Origin of the sequence: Stenotrophomonas maltophilia, from assembly GCF_002799245.1 — a bacterium.
GTDB lineage: Bacteria > Pseudomonadota > Gammaproteobacteria > Xanthomonadales > Xanthomonadaceae > Stenotrophomonas > Stenotrophomonas maltophilia_S.
Map to the genome: position 1 here is coordinate 40,832 of NZ_NEQV01000004.1, position 18,602 is coordinate 59,433.

The 18,602-nt window shown below is 66.7% G+C and carries 15 protein-coding genes; 7 read left to right on the top strand and 8 right to left on the bottom strand.

The annotated features are described in order from the left end of the window. Positions 1-32 precede the first annotated feature (32 nt). From B9Y64_RS12465 to B9Y64_RS12480, 4 genes are all read left to right on the top strand, one after another. Positions 33-1,004, top strand: a complete 972-nt coding sequence (locus B9Y64_RS12465) for a LysR family transcriptional regulator (RefSeq protein ID WP_100440988.1) — start codon at positions 33-35, stop codon at positions 1,002-1,004. Between the two features lie 15 nt (positions 1,005-1,019). Beyond that, positions 1,020-1,649 carry a leucine efflux protein LeuE gene (leuE, locus tag B9Y64_RS12470; RefSeq protein WP_049429196.1) on the top strand — a complete coding sequence of 210 codons (630 nt, stop codon included), beginning with the start codon at positions 1,020-1,022 and terminating at the stop codon, positions 1,647-1,649. A 181-nt stretch (positions 1,650-1,830) separates the two neighbouring features. Next, entirely contained in the window at positions 1,831-2,241 is a 411-nt protein-coding gene (locus B9Y64_RS12475; RefSeq protein WP_238379893.1) for a hypothetical protein, read from the top strand. 166 nt (positions 2,242-2,407) lie between these two features. Next, positions 2,408-3,835: an amino acid permease gene (locus B9Y64_RS12480; protein WP_100440990.1), complete on the top strand. Its 1,428-nt coding sequence runs from the start codon at positions 2,408-2,410 to the stop codon at positions 3,833-3,835. 48 nt (positions 3,836-3,883) lie between these two features. On the opposite strand, the gene B9Y64_RS12485 is transcribed toward B9Y64_RS12480, so the two are convergent. Together B9Y64_RS12485 and B9Y64_RS12490 are read right to left on the bottom strand one after the other, a co-directional pair. Then, entirely contained in the window at positions 3,884-5,125 is a 1,242-nt protein-coding gene (locus B9Y64_RS12485) for a dipeptidase (RefSeq protein WP_100440991.1), read from the bottom strand. A gap of 172 nt (positions 5,126-5,297) precedes the next feature. Further along, positions 5,298-6,467 (bottom strand): class I SAM-dependent rRNA methyltransferase, encoded by a 1,170-nt coding sequence (locus B9Y64_RS12490; protein ID WP_005411721.1) that lies wholly within the window; start codon positions 6,465-6,467, stop codon positions 5,298-5,300. A gap of 409 nt (positions 6,468-6,876) precedes the next feature. Here B9Y64_RS12490 and B9Y64_RS12495 point away from each other — a divergent pair, with 409 nt between their 5' ends. Both B9Y64_RS12495 and B9Y64_RS12500 read left to right on the top strand, forming a co-directional pair. Further along, on the top strand, positions 6,877-7,839 hold the full coding sequence (locus B9Y64_RS12495; protein ID WP_100440992.1) for a TerC family protein: 963 nt from the start codon (positions 6,877-6,879) through the stop codon (positions 7,837-7,839). A 107-nt stretch (positions 7,840-7,946) separates the two neighbouring features. Beyond that, positions 7,947-8,717 carry a rhomboid family intramembrane serine protease gene (locus B9Y64_RS12500; RefSeq protein ID WP_100440993.1) on the top strand — a complete coding sequence of 257 codons (771 nt, stop codon included), beginning with the start codon at positions 7,947-7,949 and terminating at the stop codon, positions 8,715-8,717. A 198-nt stretch (positions 8,718-8,915) separates the two neighbouring features. Here the strand turns inward: B9Y64_RS12500 and B9Y64_RS12505 are convergent, their stop codons facing one another. The 6 genes from B9Y64_RS12505 to rpmH all read right to left on the bottom strand — a co-directional run bounded on the left by B9Y64_RS12505 (position 8,916) and on the right by rpmH (position 16,869). Next, entirely contained in the window at positions 8,916-10,031 is a 1,116-nt protein-coding gene (locus B9Y64_RS12505; protein WP_100440994.1) for a glycerophosphodiester phosphodiesterase, read from the bottom strand. 325 nt (positions 10,032-10,356) lie between these two features. Continuing rightward, complete coding sequence (gene mnmE, locus B9Y64_RS12510) at positions 10,357-11,706, bottom strand: tRNA uridine-5-carboxymethylaminomethyl(34) synthesis GTPase MnmE (protein WP_100440995.1); 1,350 nt, start codon at positions 11,704-11,706, stop codon at positions 10,357-10,359. Positions 11,707-11,709: 3 nt separating this feature from the next. Then, on the bottom strand, positions 11,710-14,382 hold the full coding sequence (locus tag B9Y64_RS12515) for a polysaccharide deacetylase family protein (protein WP_100440996.1): 2,673 nt from the start codon (positions 14,380-14,382) through the stop codon (positions 11,710-11,712). 131 nt (positions 14,383-14,513) lie between these two features. Beyond that, the gene (gene yidC, locus B9Y64_RS12520) at positions 14,514-16,229 is read right to left on the bottom strand and encodes a membrane protein insertase YidC (RefSeq protein ID WP_100440997.1); all 1,716 of its coding nucleotides are present in this window, start codon (positions 16,227-16,229) and stop codon (positions 14,514-14,516) included. After that, complete coding sequence (rnpA, locus tag B9Y64_RS12525; protein ID WP_080053031.1) at positions 16,229-16,723, bottom strand: ribonuclease P protein component; 495 nt, start codon at positions 16,721-16,723, stop codon at positions 16,229-16,231. The genes yidC and rnpA overlap by 1 nt, the downstream gene beginning before the upstream one ends. Positions 16,724-16,728: 5 nt before the next feature. Continuing rightward, positions 16,729-16,869, bottom strand: a complete 141-nt coding sequence (gene rpmH, locus B9Y64_RS12530; RefSeq protein WP_005411729.1) for a 50S ribosomal protein L34 — start codon at positions 16,867-16,869, stop codon at positions 16,729-16,731. Between the two features lie 255 nt (positions 16,870-17,124). Between rpmH and dnaA the strand changes: the two genes are divergently transcribed. Next, complete coding sequence (dnaA, locus tag B9Y64_RS12535; RefSeq protein ID WP_100440998.1) at positions 17,125-18,456, top strand: chromosomal replication initiator protein DnaA; 1,332 nt, start codon at positions 17,125-17,127, stop codon at positions 18,454-18,456. Positions 18,457-18,602: the final 146 nt, after the last annotated feature.

The window sequence follows — 18,602 nt, forward strand, 5'->3', positions numbered from 1 at the left end:
GCGCAGAATCGGGCAGCACTTTCACTCCGGCAATGAAGATGATCCGCTTCGACGATCTGCAGCTGTTCGTCCGCACGGCCGCGCTGGGCAGCTTCTCGCAGGCGGCCCGCGAGGCCGATCTGCTGCCCGGACAGGTGGCCGCGGCGGTGGCGCGGCTGGAGCGCGAGCTGGACCTGCGCCTGTTCGTGCGTACCACCCGCAGCCTGCGCCTGACCGGCGAGGGCGCGCTGTACCTGCCGTACGCGCAGGAGGTACTGGCCACCCTGCGCGAAGGCCAGGCCCGCGTGCAGGGTGAGGACACCGAGCTGCACGGCACCCTGCAGCTGTCGGCACCGTCGGACTTCGGCCGCAACCTGCTGCTGCCATGGCTGACGGCCTTCCGCACCGCGCACCCTCGGTTGCGGCTGCACCTGCGCCTGTCAGACGAGGTCGCCGACGTGTTCCGCGACCCGGTCGACGTGGCCATCCGCATCGGTCACTTCGACGATGCCAACTACGTTGCCTTGCCCCTGCTGGAAGGCAACCGGCGTGTGCTGGCGGCCTCGCCCGACTATCTGCGCCGGCATGGCACGCCCACGCGCCTGGACGAGCTGCGCGAACATTCCTGCCTGGTCTACCAGCTCAGCGGCCGCGCCTACGATCGCTGGTCGTTCGAGGTCGACGGGCGCCGCAGCGTAGTTCCCGTGCGCGGCCCCCTGGTCTGCGACGACGCCGACGTGGTGCGGCGCTGGGCGGTGGCCGGCGAAGGCATCACCTACAAGTCCTGGCTGGATCTGCGCGAGGACGTGCTGGCCGGGCGCCTGCAGCTGCTGCTCGACGGGGTCGGCAGCCACATTCCGCTGCAGCTGGTGTGCCCGCACCGCAAGCAGTTCTCGCCAGCGGTACGGCAACTGCATGCGCAGCTGCGCCAGCACCTGCAACCGCTGCTGTCTGGCATGCCGGTGGGGCCCGCCAGCCCCCTGTCGCCCGCCGTGGCGCTGGCCGACAATGGCGGCCCCCCGTAACAAGAGAGCACCGCCATGCCGTGGATGGGCATCCAGGACCTGTGGACGTTTCTGGTCGCCGTGCTGGTGTTTCTCGCCCTGCCCGGCCCCGGCACCTTCACCCTGCTGACCGCCACCGGACGGGGAGGCGTGCGCGGCGGCTACACCGCGCTGGCCGGCCTGCTGGTCGGTGACCAGATCCTGATGTGGCTGGCGCTGGCCGGCGTGGCCGCACTGCTCAAGGCCAACCCGCTGGTGTTCCACGCCGTGCAGTATCTCGGTGCGGCCTACCTGGTATGGGTCGGCATCAGCCTGCTGCGCACGCCCAGGCATGAGGGCGGCGACGCTGGCCCGATCCGCATGCAGCCCGGCCGCTATTTCCAGCAGGCGATCCTGGTCAGCCTGCTCAACCCGAAGGCGATCCTGTTCTACATGGCCTTCCTGCCGTTGTTCATCGATCCCAAGGCGCACCAGGGCATCGCCACCTTCGCGGCGCTGGCCGGCATCATCCTGGTGGTCAGCATCGCCTACTGCTCGATGCTGATCGGCGTGGGCAACCTGGCCCGTCGCCGGTTGATCCAGCACCCGCGCATCAGCGACGCATTGCGCCGCGTGGCCGGCCTGTTCCTGGTGGGGTTCGGCATCCGCCTTGGGCTCAACGGCTGATACCGCCGTCGAGCAGGCTCTGGCGCTGCATCTGCCAACCAAGGTTGGCCTCTACCAGAGCGCGGGATCCGGTAGTCGCCAACCTTGGTTGGCGCTGGCCTGGTTGCTGCAGCGCCGCCGTGGCCGGGAGGGCGCGCTATGCTGGCCTTCCCTGCCGAATGGACGCGCGTGGATGGCCCGCTTGGCCCGCTGTACCCTGCCCTTGCTGCTGCTGGCCGGCACCGCCTCCGCCGGCACCGTGCAGGATCATCGCTGCCTGACCGGCGGCCGCAATGACAGCATCCATCTGGAGTGGCGCTGGCTGGAGGACGGCCAGTCCGACGTGCGCTACGCCGGCCAGCGCGAGCGCCTGCCGTTGCGCCGGGTTTCGCTGGAAACGACGGTGCTGGCGGAGGATCGCCCCTACCAGTTCGACAGCGTCTGGGAAGAGCACATCGACGGGCGCCTCAACGGCCGCTACCTGCTGAGCACGCAGGGCGCGCTGGTGCTGGATCTGCGCTACGAGCGTGCCCGTGACGGCCGCACCACCTCCTTCCACGACGACCCCGAAGCCTGGCAGGAAGACGGCTGCCACTGGCCCGGCACTCCCTGACGCGGGCGCGGTACCGGAGCCCCACCGCCTTTTATGCCGATTCCGGCGGCCTGCTCGCGGTGCAGCGCGCGACGTGGCGGGTATGACCCCCGTCAGTGGTAATGCTGCGCTGCGTTCGGTCACACTCGGGAACTTGTCGTTCTTAGTCACCCCTTCCGAGGCCTGCATGTCCCTGTTCCGGCGCAAGTCCCTAGATTCCGTCACCGTCCACGAAGCCGGCAGGCGCCTGATCCCGACGCTCAGCTGGCCGCACCTGATCGCGCTGGGCATCGGTGCCATCGTCGGTACCGGCATCTACACGCTGATCGGCGTGGGTGCCAACCTGGCCGGCCCGGCCGTGCTGATCTCCTTCGCCATCGCCGGCGCGGTCTGTGCCTGCGCGGCGCTGTCCTACGCCGAGCTGTCGACGATGATGCCGGCCGCCGGCAGTGCCTACACCTACAGCTACAGTGCGCTGGGCGAGGTGTTCGCCTGGGTGGTGGGCTGGAGCCTGATCCTGGAGTACTCGCTGGTGGTGAGTACGGTGGCGGTGGGCTGGTCCGGCTACTTCGTCGGCTTCCTCGAATGGGTGCACACCCAGTTCGGCTGGAACGTGCATCTGCCTGCCGCGCTGGCCGCCGGCCCGCACGTGGATGGCGGCGTGATCAACCTGCCGGCGATCATCATCACCTGGCTGGTGGCCGGCATGCTGATGGCCGGCACCAAGGAAAGCGCCACGCTCAATGCCATCCTGGTGGTGTTCAAGCTGATCGCGCTGGCGATCTTCGTGGCCGTGGCCCTGCCCGCGTTCGACAGCGCCAACCTGCAGCCGTTCATGCCCTACGGTTTCGCCAAGTCGATGGGCCCTGATGGCGTCGAGCACGGCGTGATGGCGGCCGCGGCGATCATCTTCTTTGCCTTCTACGGCTTCGATGCGATCTCCACCGCCGCGGAAGAAACCAAGAACCCGGGCCGCGACCTGTCGATCGGCATCATCGGTTCGATGATCGGCTGCACCATCGTCTACGTGCTGGTGGCGCTGGCCGCGGTGGGTGCGATGAGCTACGCGGTGTTCGGCCACAGTGCCGAACCGCTGGCCCTGATCATGCGCCAGCTGGGCCATCCGACCGCGGCGATGGTGATCGGCGTGATCGCGATCATCGCGCTGCCGACCGTACTGCTGGCATTCCTGTACGGCCAGAGCCGCATCTTCTTCGTCATGAGCCGCGACGGCCTGCTGCCGCGTGGCCTGTCCAAGGTCAATGCGCGTACCGGCACGCCGGTGGCGACCACGCTGTTCACGGCGGTGGTGGTGTCGGCCCTGGCCGGCGTGGCACGCCTGGACGAGATCGCCGCACTGGCCAACGCCGGTACCCTGGCCGCGTTCACTGCCGTGGGTGTCTGCCTGGTGGTGTTGCGCCTGCGCGAGCCGAACCGCGAGCGCAGCTTCCGCACCCCGGCCGCCTTCGTGGTGGGCCCGCTGGCTGCGCTGGGCTGCATCTACCTGTTCCTCAGCCTGCCGCACAGCACCCAGCTGTATTTCCTGCTGTGGAACGTGGCCGGCCTGGTGCTGTACTTCCTGTACAGCCGCCGCCATGCATTGATCGCGAAATAAACGGTTCACCGGTCGTGCCGGCCGCTGGCCGGCACGACCGCAGGGCGGTCAACCGCCCTGCTTTGCCGCGTAATCCTGCGCCTGGCGCATCACCCGCAGCAGGTTGCCGCCCCAGATGCCGGCAATCTGCTTCTCGGTATAGCCCTTGCGCAACAGCCAGGCGGTGATCTTCGGCAGCTGGCTCACGTCAGGCAGGTCACTCAGGCCACCGCCACCATCCCAGTCCAGGCCGATACCCACATGTTCGGGGCCGACCACCTTGAGGATGTGCTCGAAGTGGGCGAAGAAGTCGTCCAGGCTGGCGTGGCGCACCGGGTGCTCGTGATCGAGCGCCTGCTCGGCTTTCAGCAGCGCAACACCCTGCTCGATGCCCATGCCTTCCCAGCCGCCCAGCTGCTTGCTCAGCGCTTCTTCGGCCTGCTTGCGCTCGGGCGTCCTGGCGGTGTCGATCAGGTAACCACCATAGGCGTTCACCTGGATCACGCCACCGGCCTTGGCCAGCTTGCGCAGGCGCGCATCGTCGAGATTGCGCGGGTGGTCGTAGACCGCCTTGGCCGAGCTGTGTGACAGCACGAACGGCACCGGCATCATCGCCAGAAGGTCGTCGAACACCGCGTCCGAGGCATGCGACTGGTCAATCACGATGCCCAGCTTCACCGCTTGCCGCACCAGCTCCTTGCCCGCCGGGCTCAGGCCCTTCCACTCCGCGCCCTTGGGATCGGTGGCCGAATCGGCGAACTCGTTGTTGGCGAAGTGCACGGTGCTGAGCAGGCGCAGGCCGGCACGGTGGTAGAACGAAAGCAGGCTCGGGTCTTCCACCAGCGGGCTGGCGTTTTCCATGCTGATGTAGACCACGCGCTTGCCGGCAGCCTTGATCCGCGCCGCGTCATCGGCATTCAATGCCAGCGCGAAGCGCTCGGAATTGGCCGCCAGCATCTCGCGGATTTCCAGCAACCGCTGCAGGCCGTGGTCACGCTCGGCCAGATGGGCGGCGGCGGTGCGGTCGCCCTGATCGGTATAGATCGCCCAGAAGCCGCCATCGAGCGCGCCCTCGACCATGCGCGGGTAGTCCACCTGCGAAAGGGCGTTACGGTCGTGGCGTTGCTCGATGTCGAAGCCGCTGCGGCCGAAGTTGGCCGGCGTATCCAGATGGCTGTCGAGCGTGACCAGGCGCTGCTGCAGGGACTTGGCGCGGGCCAGTTCCTGCGCACTGAACTCGATGGCATGGGCGGACAACGGCGCACCCAGCGCCAGGGCAAGCACGAAAGACAGGTGGCGCAACGAAGGCATGGGCTCTCACCGCGAATGGGAAGAGCCCGACCATAGCGCTGCGGCCCGCCATTTAGTAGAGCCGCGCGCCCTCATCCATGGGCGCTATTCTCACCAACGCGTCGCAGTGCGCGCAAAGCTGGCCGCCGGGCAGTGGACATGGTCCGTGCCCGGCGAACGCAGAAGCCGACCGTCAGTCCACCACGCGGCAGAACACGGCCTTGAGGTAACGCGATTCCTGCACATGGGCCATGAACGGATGGTCCGGACCGGCGCCGGCCACCTTCAGGATCTGGATGGTGCGGCCGGAGAAATAGGCCGCGCGGCGCAGCATGTCGAGGAACTGATCCTCGGCCACCAGGCCGGTGCACGAGAAGGTGGCGAACAGGCCACCCGGCTTGACCACGCCCAGCGCCAGCTTGTTCATGTCCAGGTACTTCTTCAGCGCAGTGATGACCTGGTCGCGGTCGCGGGTCATCTTCGCCGGGTCCAGGATCACCACGTCGTACTGCTCACCGCGGTTGGCGGCATCACGCAGCCACGGGAAGATGTCGGACTGGATGAACTTCGGGCGCACATTGTTCAGGCGCGAATTGCCCTTGGCGATCTGGATGACGTCCTCATCGATGTCGATGCCGACCACCTCCGAGGCGCCACGCGCTGCTGCGTACACGGCGAAGCCGCCGGTATTGCAGCACAGGTCCAGTACGCTCTTGCCTTCCACCTGCTGGCTCAGCCACTCGCGGTTCTCGCGCTGATCGGCGAAGAAGCCGGTCTTGTGCGCACCGGCCGGGTCGGCGCGGAACTTGATGCCGTACTCGGTGATCACCGACGCTTCGGTGGTGGTGTTGCCGTGGAAGTCGAAGCTTTCCTGCTTCTGCACGTGCTCGTCGGCGAAGCTGTGGAAACGGCAGCCCGGGAACTGCTCGCGCAGCGCGTCGTAGATCCACTCGCGGTGGCGGAACATGCCGGCGGCGAAGAATTCGACCACCACCAGGTCGCCGTAGCGATCCACCACCAGGCCGGACAGGCCGTCGCCTTCGCTGTGCACCACGCGCCAGGCGTCGGACACCGCATCGAGCTTCAGCACCTCACGGCGCAGCGACACCGCCTGGGCGATCTTGCGCGAGAACCAGCCGGCATCCACCGGCACGTTCTGGTCGGTTTCAAGGATGCGCACGGCAATGCGCGAGTGCCCGTTGTAGAACCCGCGGCCAATGAACTCGCCATCGATGCCGACCACGTCGACGATGGAACCGGGCTTGGGCCGGACGGTCGGCTTCTCGACCAGTTTCTGGAAGATCCACGGGTGGCTGGAGCGCCACGCATTCTTGAGGCGGACAATCGGAAGGGGGGTATTCATCCACCTATTGTAAACCGGGCGCCGGGGTCGGATCCCTGCAGGGGCGCTGACCTCGGCCGGTATGCCAACCAGGGTTGGCATCTACCAGGGCGGGGTTGGCACGTACCGGAGCGGGATAGGCACGGGAACGGGGTCGGAGCCCCTGCGGGGATCCGACCCCTGCCCCGGGGTATTTGACGGCAGCCCGGCCAGGCCGCAGAATCGGCGCCAGAAGGGGAGTAGCTCCCAGACGTTGTCGCCGTCATTTCGAGCCCGCAGGCTCCGGTGCAACGGCAGTTCCAGCCGACTGGAACTGCGAGCGAGACCTTCGCCGTACTGGCGAAGCTCTGTCCCTGGATCCCCCTCCCGATCCTCCGTTGCAGATCCTCGCCGTCCGGCCTGGCATTCATCTTTCCAACGGACATTCCCAATGCAGACGATCGGTAACGTGTGGTTGTGGGGCGGCTTCGCAGCGGTGGTGGTCATCGCCCTGCTGGTCGACCTCGTGTTGATGCGCCATGGTGGACCGCACAAGGTCACCTTCAAGGAGGCCCTGTGGTGGTCCATCGGCTGGGTCGCGCTGGCCCTGCTGTTCAACGCCGGCCTCTGGTACTACCTGAATGAGACCGCCGGCCAGGTCGTGGCCAACAAGGTCGGCCTCGAATTCCTGACCGGCTACCTGGTCGAGAAGGCGCTGGCGGTCGACAACATCTTTGTCTTCCTGATGATCATGAGCTACTTCGCGGTGCCGGAGGAACAGCGCCAGAAGGTGCTGATCATCGGCATCCTGGGTGCGATCGTGCTGCGTACGATCATGATCTTCGCCGGTAGCGTGCTGATCAGCCAGTTCCATTGGCTGCTCTACGTGTTCGGCGCCTTCCTGCTGTTCACCGGCTGGAAGATGTGGTTCGCGGCCGGCCAGGAGCCGGACCTGGAGACCAACCCGGCGCTGCGCTGGATGCGCAAGCACCTGCGCCTGCTGCCGGACTACGCCGGCAACGCGTTGAGCGTGAAGCGCGACGGCGTGCGCTGGTTCACCCCGCTGTTCGCGGTGCTGATCCTGATCGCGGTCACCGACGTGATCTTTGCCGTGGACAGCATCCCGGCGATCTTCGCGATCACCACCGACCCGTTCATCGTGCTCACCTCCAACGTGTTCGCGGTGCTGGGCCTGCGCGCGATGTTCTTCCTGCTGGCCGGCATGGCCGACCGCTTCCACCTGCTGCCGTATGGCCTGGCGCTGGTGTTGGCCTTCATCGGCATCAAGATGATGATCATCGACCTGTTCAAGATTCCGACCCCGGTCTCGCTGGGCGTGGTGGCGGTGATCATCGCCGCCACCGTGGTGCTGAGCCTGAAGTACCCGCCGAAGGAAGGCGACGGCCAGGCCTGAGCCTGACCTGCCGGACGCTGCGGCCAGCGGGATTGTCCCGCCGGCCGCACCCCACTCTCCCGCAGCGGTGGCCTTGGTTTCGCGCCAGTCACCGCCATTGCTGAGGTATGGACAACAACGCGCCCCTGCCCGCCGGCGACGTGCCGGCCCCCCGCAATGACCGCTCGCGCATCCTGCGGGCGTTCAATGTCAGCCTGGCCGCCGTGCTGGTGCTGGTGGCCGTGTTCGCCCTGCAGGGCACGTTCGACTGGCGACCGTGGGCGGTCGCGCCGCTGGAACCCAAGGGCCTGCTCGGCCTGATCGGAGGCCCGATGCTGCATGCCTCGGTCGAGCACATCGCCGCCAACAGCATCGCCATCCTGATCCTCGGCACCCTCGCCGGCAGCGTCTATCCGAAAGCCACGGTACGCGCCCTGCCCCTGCTGTGGCTGGGTTCGGGCCTCGGCGCATGGATGCTGGGCAATCCGGGCAGCGTGCACCTGGGCGCCAGTGGCGTGACCCATGGCCTGATGTTCCTGCTGGCCAGCCTCGGCCTGCTGCGCCGCGACCGTGCTGCGATCGCCACCGGCCTGATCGGCATGCTGTTCTACGGCGGCATGCTGATGACCGTATTGCCGCACGCCGACGGCGTGTCCTGGCAATCGCACATGGGCGGCGCCTTCGCCGGCATCATCGCCGCGCTGCTGTTCCGCAATGCCGACCCCCTGCCGCCGCGCCAGCGCTACAGCTGGGAAGACGAAGAAGACGAAGCCGAGCCGCTGGCCGACGACGAACTGGAGCCGCCGTCACCGCAGCGCGTGCCGGTGCTGTGGCAGCCGCGCGAGGGGCAGGACTACGTGGTGATCCCGTTCCGCCGGCCGGACGAACCGCGCGGTTGATCGGAGGACGGGGTCGGATCCTCGAAGGGCTCCGACTCCATCCGCATGCCAACCACGGTTGGCATCTACCAGAGCACGCAACCCGGTAGCCGCCGACCCTGGTCGGCACTCATGCATCCGGCGCTCATGGCCCTGCGGATCCCCTGTGCCAACCAAGGTTGGCACCTACCAACAAGGTTGGCACCTACCACCGGCGCATCAGTTCGCCGCGTTCGCTGCCGCACCCATCCCATCCACCGCCTGCCGGCCCAACGCCGGATCGTCGGTGAAGAAGGCATCGATGCCGGTCGCCAGATAGGCGCGCATCTCGGCGATCGAGCCCTCGGCGTTGCGCGCGGTGTCGGCGCCCTTGCGCAGGTTGCTGGGCTGGAAGTGGTTTTCCGGGCGGAAGGTGTACGGAATCACCATCAGGCCGGCCGCATGCGCATCACGCACCAGCGACGTCGGCGTGCCCAGCGCGCCCTTGGCATCCAGTGGAATGATCGAACGCAGCTCGGGGCCGATGCCATCGGCATAGCCGGCGATGTCCTTCAGGCCGGCCGGGGTCATCATCTGTGCGTAGGTGAGCGTGCCGCCGGCCTTGGCGATGTCGGCCGGCTGGGTATCGCCCTTCCACAGCAGCTGCAGCAGGCGGATGTTGCTGCCGCGACCGATCTTGCCATGCAGGTAGCGCAGGTTGGCGGTCTCGAACGACTGGATGGTGACCGGGCCGACATTGGTGTACGCGTTGCCACGCAGCGCGGCCAGCAGCTTGTCCTCCATCGGCAGGCCGATGGACTGGAAGTAGGTCGGGTGCTTGATCTCCGGCACCAGGCCGATGCCGCGGTTGGCGCGCCCGGCCTGCTGCACCAGGAAGGCCAGGATCTCGTCCAGGCTGGCGATGCGGAACTGGCCGTCGTAGGCGGTGCTGCGCAGTTCCGGCAGGCGCTCACGGGCGTACAGGGTCTTCAGCTCGGCCAGGGTGAAGTCTTCGGTGAACCAGCCATCGACCTTCTGCCCGTCGATCACCTTGCTGGTACGGCGGCTGGCGAACTCCGGATGCGAGGCGACGTCGGTGGTGCCACCGATCTCGTTCTCGTGGCGGGCCACCATCACCCCGTCCTTGGTCATCACCAGGTCCGGTTCGATGTAGTCGGCGCCATCGGCAATCGCCTGCGCGTACGACGCCAGGGTGTGCTCGGGCAGCAGCGCGCTTGCCCCGCGATGGCCGTAGACCGACACCTTGGGTGCGGCCGGGGTGGAGGATTCAGCACTCATGGCCACCGATGGTGCCACGGCCAGCGACAACAGCAACGCACAACCCCACGACTTCACTGCGACTTCCCCAAGCGGTATGTGATGGGCGTCAGTATGCGGCGGCAATGTGACAGGTGGGGGAAGCACGGGGTCGGATCCCCGCAGGGGCTCCGACCCCGTGTATCCGGTAGTCGCCGACCTTGGTCGGCGCTCTGCCAGCGGGCGTCCGTGCCCCCGGACGCCCTGTGCCTGTGCCTGTGCCTGTGCCAACCAAGGTTGGCACCTACCAGAGCGTGAAAGGTTGGCACCTACCAGAGCGTGAAAGGTTTGCACCTACCAGAGCGTGAGCCGCGCGGTTGATCGGTGTCGGGGTCAGAGCTCCTTCGGGGATCTGACCCCGGCCTTATTTGCCGATGCAGAAGCTGGAGAAGATCCTTCCCAGCAGATCATCGGCACTCATCTGCCCGGTGATCTCGCCCAGCGCATCATGGGCCAGGCGCAGTTCCTCCGCCGCCAGCTCCAGGTGTTCGTGGACCAGCTCGCCATCGGCGCGCTGCGCATGTTCCTGCGCGCGTTCGATCGCATCCACATGGCGGGTACGCGCCGAGAATTCGCCATCCACCTGCTCGCCCGCCCCGGCGCTGGCGATGCTGCGCAGGCGCGCATGCAGGTCTTCCAGGCCGGCACCGGTGGCAGCCGAGACGAACACGCGGTCCGGATCGTCCAGCGCCGGCAACGCATCCAGCAGGTCCGACTTGTTGTGGATGTAGACCTTGTGCGGCACCGCCGCCACGGCCTCGCCCAGCGCCGCTTCACCGGCCGCCGGATCGCGTGCATCCAGCACGATCAGCGCCAGGTCGGTGCGCTCGATTTCCACATGGGCGCGGCGCATGCCTTCGCGTTCGATGGCGTCGCCACCATCGCGCAGGCCGGCGGTGTCGACCAGGGTCAGCTCCAGGCCATCCAGGCGGATGGTTTCGCGCAGCGTGTCGCGAGTGGTGCCAGCGATGTCGGTCACGATGGCGCGTTCGCTGCCGGCCAGGGCATTGAGCAACGAACTCTTGCCGGCGTTGGGCGGGCCGATCAGCACCGCATGCAGGCCGTCGCGCAGGCGGCGGCCGCGTTCGGCGTCGCGGCGCAGCAGGGCCAGATCACCGCGCGCCTGCTCCAGACCGCGCCGCACCTGCGCGCCACCGAGGGTATCCAGCGGTTCGTCGGCGAAATCGATGGCCGCTTCCACATGGATGCGCAGCAGTACCAGCTGCTCGACCACAGCGTCGATGCGGCGCGAGAACACGCCATCGAGCGAGCGGCGCGCAGCGCGTGCGGCGCGGTTGTCGCCGGCCGCGATCAGGTCGGCGATGGCCTCGGCCTGGGCCAGGTCCAGCTTGCCGTTGAGGAACGCGCGTTCGCTGAACTCACCCGGCCGCGCCTGGCGCGCACCGAGCGCGATGCAGCGCGCGACCAGGTGCTGCAGCAGCACCGGGCTGCCATGGCCCTGCAGCTCCACCACTTCTTCGCCGGTGAAGCTGTTCGGTGCCGGGAACCACAGCACGATGCCATCGTCGATGACCTCACCGTCGGCATCGCGCAAGCGCGCGTAGTGCGCGTGGCGCGGGCGCAGCGCAGGCGCACCCAGCGCATTGGCGATCGCCGCAGCGCGCGGGCCGGACAGGCGCAGCAGGCCGACACCACCGGCGCCTGGCGCGCTGGCGATGGCCACGATGGTGTCGGTACGGATCGCGTCGTTCATGGCTCAGAGCTTCTCCAGCTGCGCGCGCGCCTGCGCCGCACCGCTGCCCTGCGGCTGCAGCGCCAGGTAGGTGGTGTAGGCCTGCTTGGCCTTGGCCCTGTCGCCCGCGTTGAAGTAGGCGTCGCCCAGATTCAGATAGGCCACGGCACGCGAGGGGTCGATCTTCAGCGTGTTCTCCAGCCAGCGCGCCGCTTCTGCGTAGCGCTGCTGGCGGTAATAGACGAAGCCGAGGTTGTTGGCGGCCTGGGCGAAGTCCGGGCGCAGCTTCAGCGCCTCGGTGAACTGCGCTGCCGCCTCGTCGTACTGCTTTTCGCGGTACAGCTGCAGGCCACGGTCGTTGGCTTGCTGCGCGCGCTGGCGGTCAGAGGCCGGGCCGGCAGTGGGCACCACCAGCCTGGCCTTGCCGCCCTGCAGGTCGGCCACGGTCACCGGTGCCTGGCTGCCCTTGGCCTCGCTGGCAGCATCAACCTTGTTGTTCAACGCGATCGCATCGGCGGTCAGCTGGCGCGTATCGGCGTTGAGGAATTCCTGGCTGTCCGGCACCTGGAATACGAACTCGCCGCCCTGCGAACCGGGCAGGCTGCCGAAGGCTGGGGTCTGGTGCGAGACCGCCGACACCGCCGGCGCCACATAGGCGGCCAGCTCGGTACCGGTGATCAGGCCGTCGCCGTTGAGGTCGCCCTTGCCGGCCAGCGCCTGCAGCAGCACCCAGGTGAACACCGAGTGGCCGTTCGGGCCGGCATCGGCCACCTGCTGGTCGGCACCACCGGCGGTCAGCATCTGCCGCGCGCTGCGACGCGCGTTCTCGCGCAGGAACGACGACGACGATGGGCCACCACGGGTCAGGCCCAGGCCGCTGTAGCAGGCATCCATCACGAACATCACATGCTTGGCCTGCATGCTTTCGGCGATGTTCTGGATGTCGGTCATCGCAATCGCGTCGGTCGCGAATTCCTTCGGATCCGAATCGACCGGGATGATGTAGCCGAGGTCGCGCCCGGAGGCGAGCTGGCGGGTGGCGCCATGGCCGGCGAAGAACACGAACACGCGGTCGTTCTTTCCGGTGCGGTCATCGGCCAGGCGGTCGTGGAAGGCCGCGAGGATGTTGTTGCGGGTGGCCTGCTCGTTCTTCAGCACGATCACCTGCGAGGACGGGAAGCCGAACTGCCCGGTGAGGGTATCGGCCACTGCCTGTGCGTCATGGCTGGCGTACTCCAGCTTCGGCCACTTGGCGTAGTTGTCGATGCCGACCACGATCGCCCACGACTTCTCATAGCCGGTGGTCACCGTGGCAGCACCGGCATCGCCCTTGCGCGCACGGGCGACGGTGAAGTCGCGGCCGTTCCAGCCAGCGAACTGGTAACCATCGGCGATCAGCCGGTCGAGAATCTGCGGCAGCGCCTTCACCGCACGGTCGTGGATGTCGTGGAACAGGATGATGCCGCGCTGTTCCTTGTTCACCTGGTCGAGCACGCGCTGCACGATCGACTCCGGTACCGGGTCGGCCCAGTCCATCGAGTCGATGTTCCACATGATCGACTTCAGCCCGGCTTCGTTGAGCAGCTGCAGGCCTTCGGCATTGCGTGCGCCATACGGGAAGCGGAACAGTGGCGCGCGCTTGCTGTCGACATCCTTCAGCAGCGTGTCGGTGTCGAGCACCTGCTGGCGCAGCGCGTCGCCGGTGGTGCGCGACAGCTGGGCGTGGGTCAGGCTGTGGTTGCCGACCGCATAGCCCTCTTCCATCAGATTGCGGCTGATCTTCGCCATCGGGCCCAGGCTAACCTTGCCATCGGCCTCGACCTTGCCGAGGTTGCGGCCCACTTCGAAGAACACGCCGGGCACGTCGTAGCGCTTGAGGATGGCCACCACTTCATCGGTGTAGGCCTTGTGCGGGCCATCGTCGAAGGTGAGCACCACCGTCTTGGCCGGCAGGTCGCGGCCGAAGATCTCACGGTCGCTGTCCTTCATCGACATCGGGTATGGCTCGATCACGCCATAGTCGCGCAGGATCGCTTCGCGGCTGTAGTCCTTGTGCAGGTGGGCGATGTAGTCGTCCCACTTCTCGCGCTTCAGTTCGATGGCACGGGTGCGTTCGAAGCGGCTGAAGATGCGGGTCAGTTCCTGGTTGTAGTTGCGCTCGATCTCATCGAGCGCTTCCAGGTCCTCACCGATGCGCTGGTGCAGTTTCACCGCCGGCAGCGAGGAATCGGTGCCGACCCGCTCATGCAGGTCACGCAGCACTTCGCGGAAGGCCAGGCGGTCGGCATCGAACAGTTCCGGCGCGGACTCGATGTAGTCCAGCACGGTGCCCAGGGTGGCGAAGCGCTGTGGGCTGGAACCACGCAGCAGGGTGTCGAACTGCGCGGCAATGGCCGTGCGCTGTTCCAGGCCATCGTGGAACAGCTGCTGGCCGACGCGGGTGGAGGTGCCGCGGTCAGCGGCCGACTGCTGTTCCTCGTCGGCCAGCAGCACGATGATCCGGCGATAGCCGTCGAGCTGTTTCTGCAGCGCCGCCAGCAGCGGCGCTGCAGCGGGATCGGCGGCGGCCGCGGCCTGCGCGCTCGGCTGGGTGACGGTGGTCGCCGGTGCCTTCGCGTCCTTGTCGCCACAACCGGCAACAACCAGGGTCAACAACAGCGAGGGCAGGAACAGGCGGAACGACGACGCACGCGGCATGGCGGACTCGAAGGTGGGAGGAGCGGTGTGCAGGCGATTCTAACGCCGCATGCGAAAAGCCCGCCTTGCGGCGGGCTTCTCATCGGTCGGTTGACCGTGAAGAGCGGTCGACCAAGGTCGACCTCTACCTCTTACTTCTTCTTGACCGGGGCCGGAGCGGTGGTGGCCGGGACCGGGTCGCCGCCATGGCGCTTGGTCATCCACCACTGCTGCAGCAGGCCCAGGCCGCCGTTGACCACCCAGTACAGGACCAGGCCGGACGGCATGAAGGCCATCATGACGCCGAACACCAGCGGCATGAACTGCATCATCTTCTGCTGCATCGGGTCCATGCCCGGTGCCGGGGTCAGCTTCTGGGTGAACCACATCACCGCCACGTTGATCACCGGCAGGATGAAGTACGGGTCGCGCGCGGTCAGGTCCTGGATCCAGCCGAACCAGGGCGCCTGGCGCAGTTCGACCGATTCCACCAGCACCCAGTACAGGGCGAAGAAGATCGGCATCTGGATGAGGATCGGCAGGCAGCCGCCCATCGGATTGATCTTTTCCTTCTTGTACAGCTCCATCATCGCGGTCTGGAACTTCTGGCGGTCATCGCCATAGCGTTCCTTCAGCTGCGCGATGCGCGGCTGGAAGCGGCGCATCTTGGCACCGCTCTTGTACTGGGTCGCCGACAGCGGGTACAGCACCAGCTTCAGCAGCACCACCAGGCCGACGATCGCCCAGCCCCAGTTGCCGACCAGCTTGTGCACCTGGTTCAACACCCAGAACAGGCCCTGGCCGATCACCGCCATCATCGAGAAGCGGCTGTAGTCGACCACGCGGTCCAGGCCCGGCACGTCTTCCTTGGCAATCAGGTTGACCAGCTTCGGGCCGACCCACAGGCGGGCTTCGGTGCTGGTGGACTGGCCCGGGGCCACGGTGAAGGCCGGGCCACGCGCTTCGATCAGGTCACGACCGGCCACCTGCGACAGCACGTAGTGCGCGGTCTGGTCCTTCTGCGGGATCCAGGCGGTGAAGAAGTGGTGCTGCAGCATCGCCAGCCAGCCGCCGGTGATGTTCTGGTTCAGCGCGCCGTCGTCCAGGTAATCCTTGAACGCACGACGCTGGTACTTCTTGTCGTTGTCGTACCAGGTGGCGCCGTTGAAGCTGAACGAATCCGGGTTGGTCATGCTCCGCGACAGGATGGTCGGGGTGCGGTCCAGGGTGCGGTAGACGTAGCCGTTCCACGCTGCGGCGCCGGTATTGGTCACCTCGTCCTTGAAGCGCACGGCGTACTCGTTGCGCGAGACGGTCAGGGTGCGCTTGATGGTCACGCCGTTGTCGGCGGTCCACACGAACGGGATCTGCAGCTCGTTCTGGCCCTTGGCCAGCACGAAGTCCGTGGTGTCGCCGACCAGCTTGAAGCCGTCAGCGCCGGGGACCGGGGTGTTCTTGTCTTCGCTGGCCCAGCCACTGATCGCGCTGTACGGATGCGCGGGGTCTTCGGTCAGCAGGCGCACCGGCGGGCTGCCTTCGTCCTTGGTCTGCGGGAACTGCAGCAGCTCGGCGTCGAGCACACGGCCGCCGTCGAGAACCAGGCGCAGCACGTCAGTGGTGACGGTCACGCGCTGGCTGGCCGGGGTGGCACTGGCCTGGGCCTGCACAGCGGCCTGGCCCGGGGCGCCCGGGACCTGTGCGCTGGGAATGCTGCCCGGGGCGGCGCCCGGAACACTCTGTGCGGCAGCCTGGGCCGACGTGGTCGTCGGTGCCGGGGTCGGAGCAGCCTTTTCACGGCTCCACTCCATCCACAGCAGCACGGCCACCATCAGCCAGGCAAAAATGAGGAATACGCGGGTCTGGTTCATCAGCGGACAGGCTCGGCGGGGCCGGGACGCGATGCCGGCTCGGTCAAAGAAGGAGTTGCGATGCCATCAGGCGGCGGCATTGTGCCGTCCACGCCCGGCGCGGGCAATGCACGCAGGCGACGCAGCAGGCGCAGGAAGGCCTGGCGGATCTCGTCGTTGCTGGCGGAACGCGCGGCACTGCGAGCCACGACGACGAAGTCGCCTGGCTGGATTTCGGTACGTGTCTGACGCAGGATGTCGCGCAGGACGCGCTTGATCCGGTTACGCCCAACGGCGTTCGGATCAACCTTGCGGGAAACCGCCAGACCCAGCCTGGCCGGCCGGTCAGCCGGCAGCCAGTGCAGGGTCATCAGCGGATCGGACACACGGCGGGCGCCGTTGAAGACCGTTGAGTATTCGGCACGCGTGCGAACCCGCGCAGAGCGAGGGAATCGCTTGCGCGGGTCTGCAGTATTCACTGTCGAAGGGATTGCGTCTGCCGCGGGGTGCGGCATGGCAATCAGGCGCTCAGGACTTTGCGGCCCTTGGCGCGGCGACGCGACAGGATCTTGCGGCCGTCAGCGGTCTTCATACGGGCACGGAAGCCGTGGTCGCGCTTACGCTTGAGGTTGCTGGGCTGGTAGGTGCGCTTCGTGGCCATTGGGGGCCTCTCGTATGAATGGGACGGAAAGAACCGGAAATTCTAGAGAGGTACCCCGCCCCAAGTCAACCCCTGGCAGCTACGCGAATTCACTGGGCTGTGCAATAGCTGTGGATGTTTTTGTGAATAAGTAGGGGACAAGCATTCCGAAGGCGGACGCTCGGTGGTAGTCTGAGCCATCCATTTCCCCCCTTTCAGGCCTGTGTTTGGGCGCCTTGTCGCGTCCATGCCCCGGCCACCGGACAATTATTGCTGATGGATGCTTGGTCCCGTAGTCTCGAGCGCCTCGAAGCGGAGTTCCCGCCGGAAGACGTTCATACCTGGTTGAAGCCGTTGCAGGCCGATCTGCGCGCGGACAGCCTGGTGCTGTATGCACCGAATGCCTTCATCGTCGACCAGGTCCGCGAGCTGTATCTGGCCCGGATCCGCGAACTGCTGGCTCATTTCGCCGGTTTCAGCGACGTTTTTCTTGAAATCGGCTCGCGCCCGCGCCCTGTGGAGGCGCAGAACGCGCCGGTTTCCACGTCGTCGGCGCATGTGTCCAGCGAACCCCAGGTGCCTTTCGCCGGCAATCTGGACAATCACTACACGTTCGCCAACTTCGTCGAAGGCCGCAGCAACCAGCTGGGCCTGGCCGCCGCCTTCCAGGCAGCGCAGAAGCCGGGCGACCGGGCGCACAACCCGCTGCTGCTGTACGGAGGCACCGGCCTGGGCAAGACTCACCTGATGTTCGCCGCCGGCAACGCGATGCGCCAGGCCAATCCAGGTGCGAAGGTGCTGTACCTGCGTTCGGAACAGTTCTTCAGCGCGATGATCCGGGCCCTGCAGGAAAAGACCATGGATCAGTTCAAGCGCCAGTTCCAGCAGGTGGACGCGCTGCTGATCGATGACATCCAGTTCTTCGCCGGCAAGGACCGTACGCAGGAAGAGTTCTTCCACACCTTCAACGCGTTGTTCGATGGCAAGCAGCAGATCATCCTGACCTGCGACCGCTATCCGCGCGAAGTCGAAGGCCTGGAAGCGCGCCTGAAGTCGCGGCTTGCCTGGGGCCTGTCAGTCGCGATCGAACCGCCGGACTTCGAGACCCGCGCCGCGATCGTGCTGGCCAAGGCACGCGAACGCGGTGCCGAGATTCCCGATGATGTTGCGTTCCTGATCGCCAAGAAGATGCGCTCCAACGTGCGCGACCTCGAGGGCGCGCTGAATACCCTGACCGCCCGCGCCAACTTCACCGGCCGCGCGATCACCACCGAATTTGCCCAGGAAACCCTGCGCGACCTGCTGCGCGCCCAGCAGCAGGCGATCAGCATTCCCAACATCCAGAAAACCGTTGCCGACTACTACGGCCTGCAGATCAAGGATCTGCTGTCGAAGCGTCGGACCCGCTCGCTGGCCCGCCCCCGTCAGGTCGCCATGGCCCTGACCAAGGAACTGACCGAGCACAGCCTGCCCGAGATCGGCGACGCTTTTGCCGGTCGCGATCACACCACGGTGCTGCATGCCTGCCGCCAGATCCGGACCCTGATGGAAACCGACGGCAAGCTCCGCGAGGACTGGGACAAGTTGATCCGGAAGCTGAGCGAATGATGCACGGATGCCGATGAGGCGTCATCGCACAAAACGGTGCAGAATCCGGTAGCAAGCGCGGGACACGTTGTGGATAAAAATGGCGTCTGAAATCGCGCCGAATTTATCCACAGCTTTCCCCACCCCCTGGGGGTCGGTAATACAGA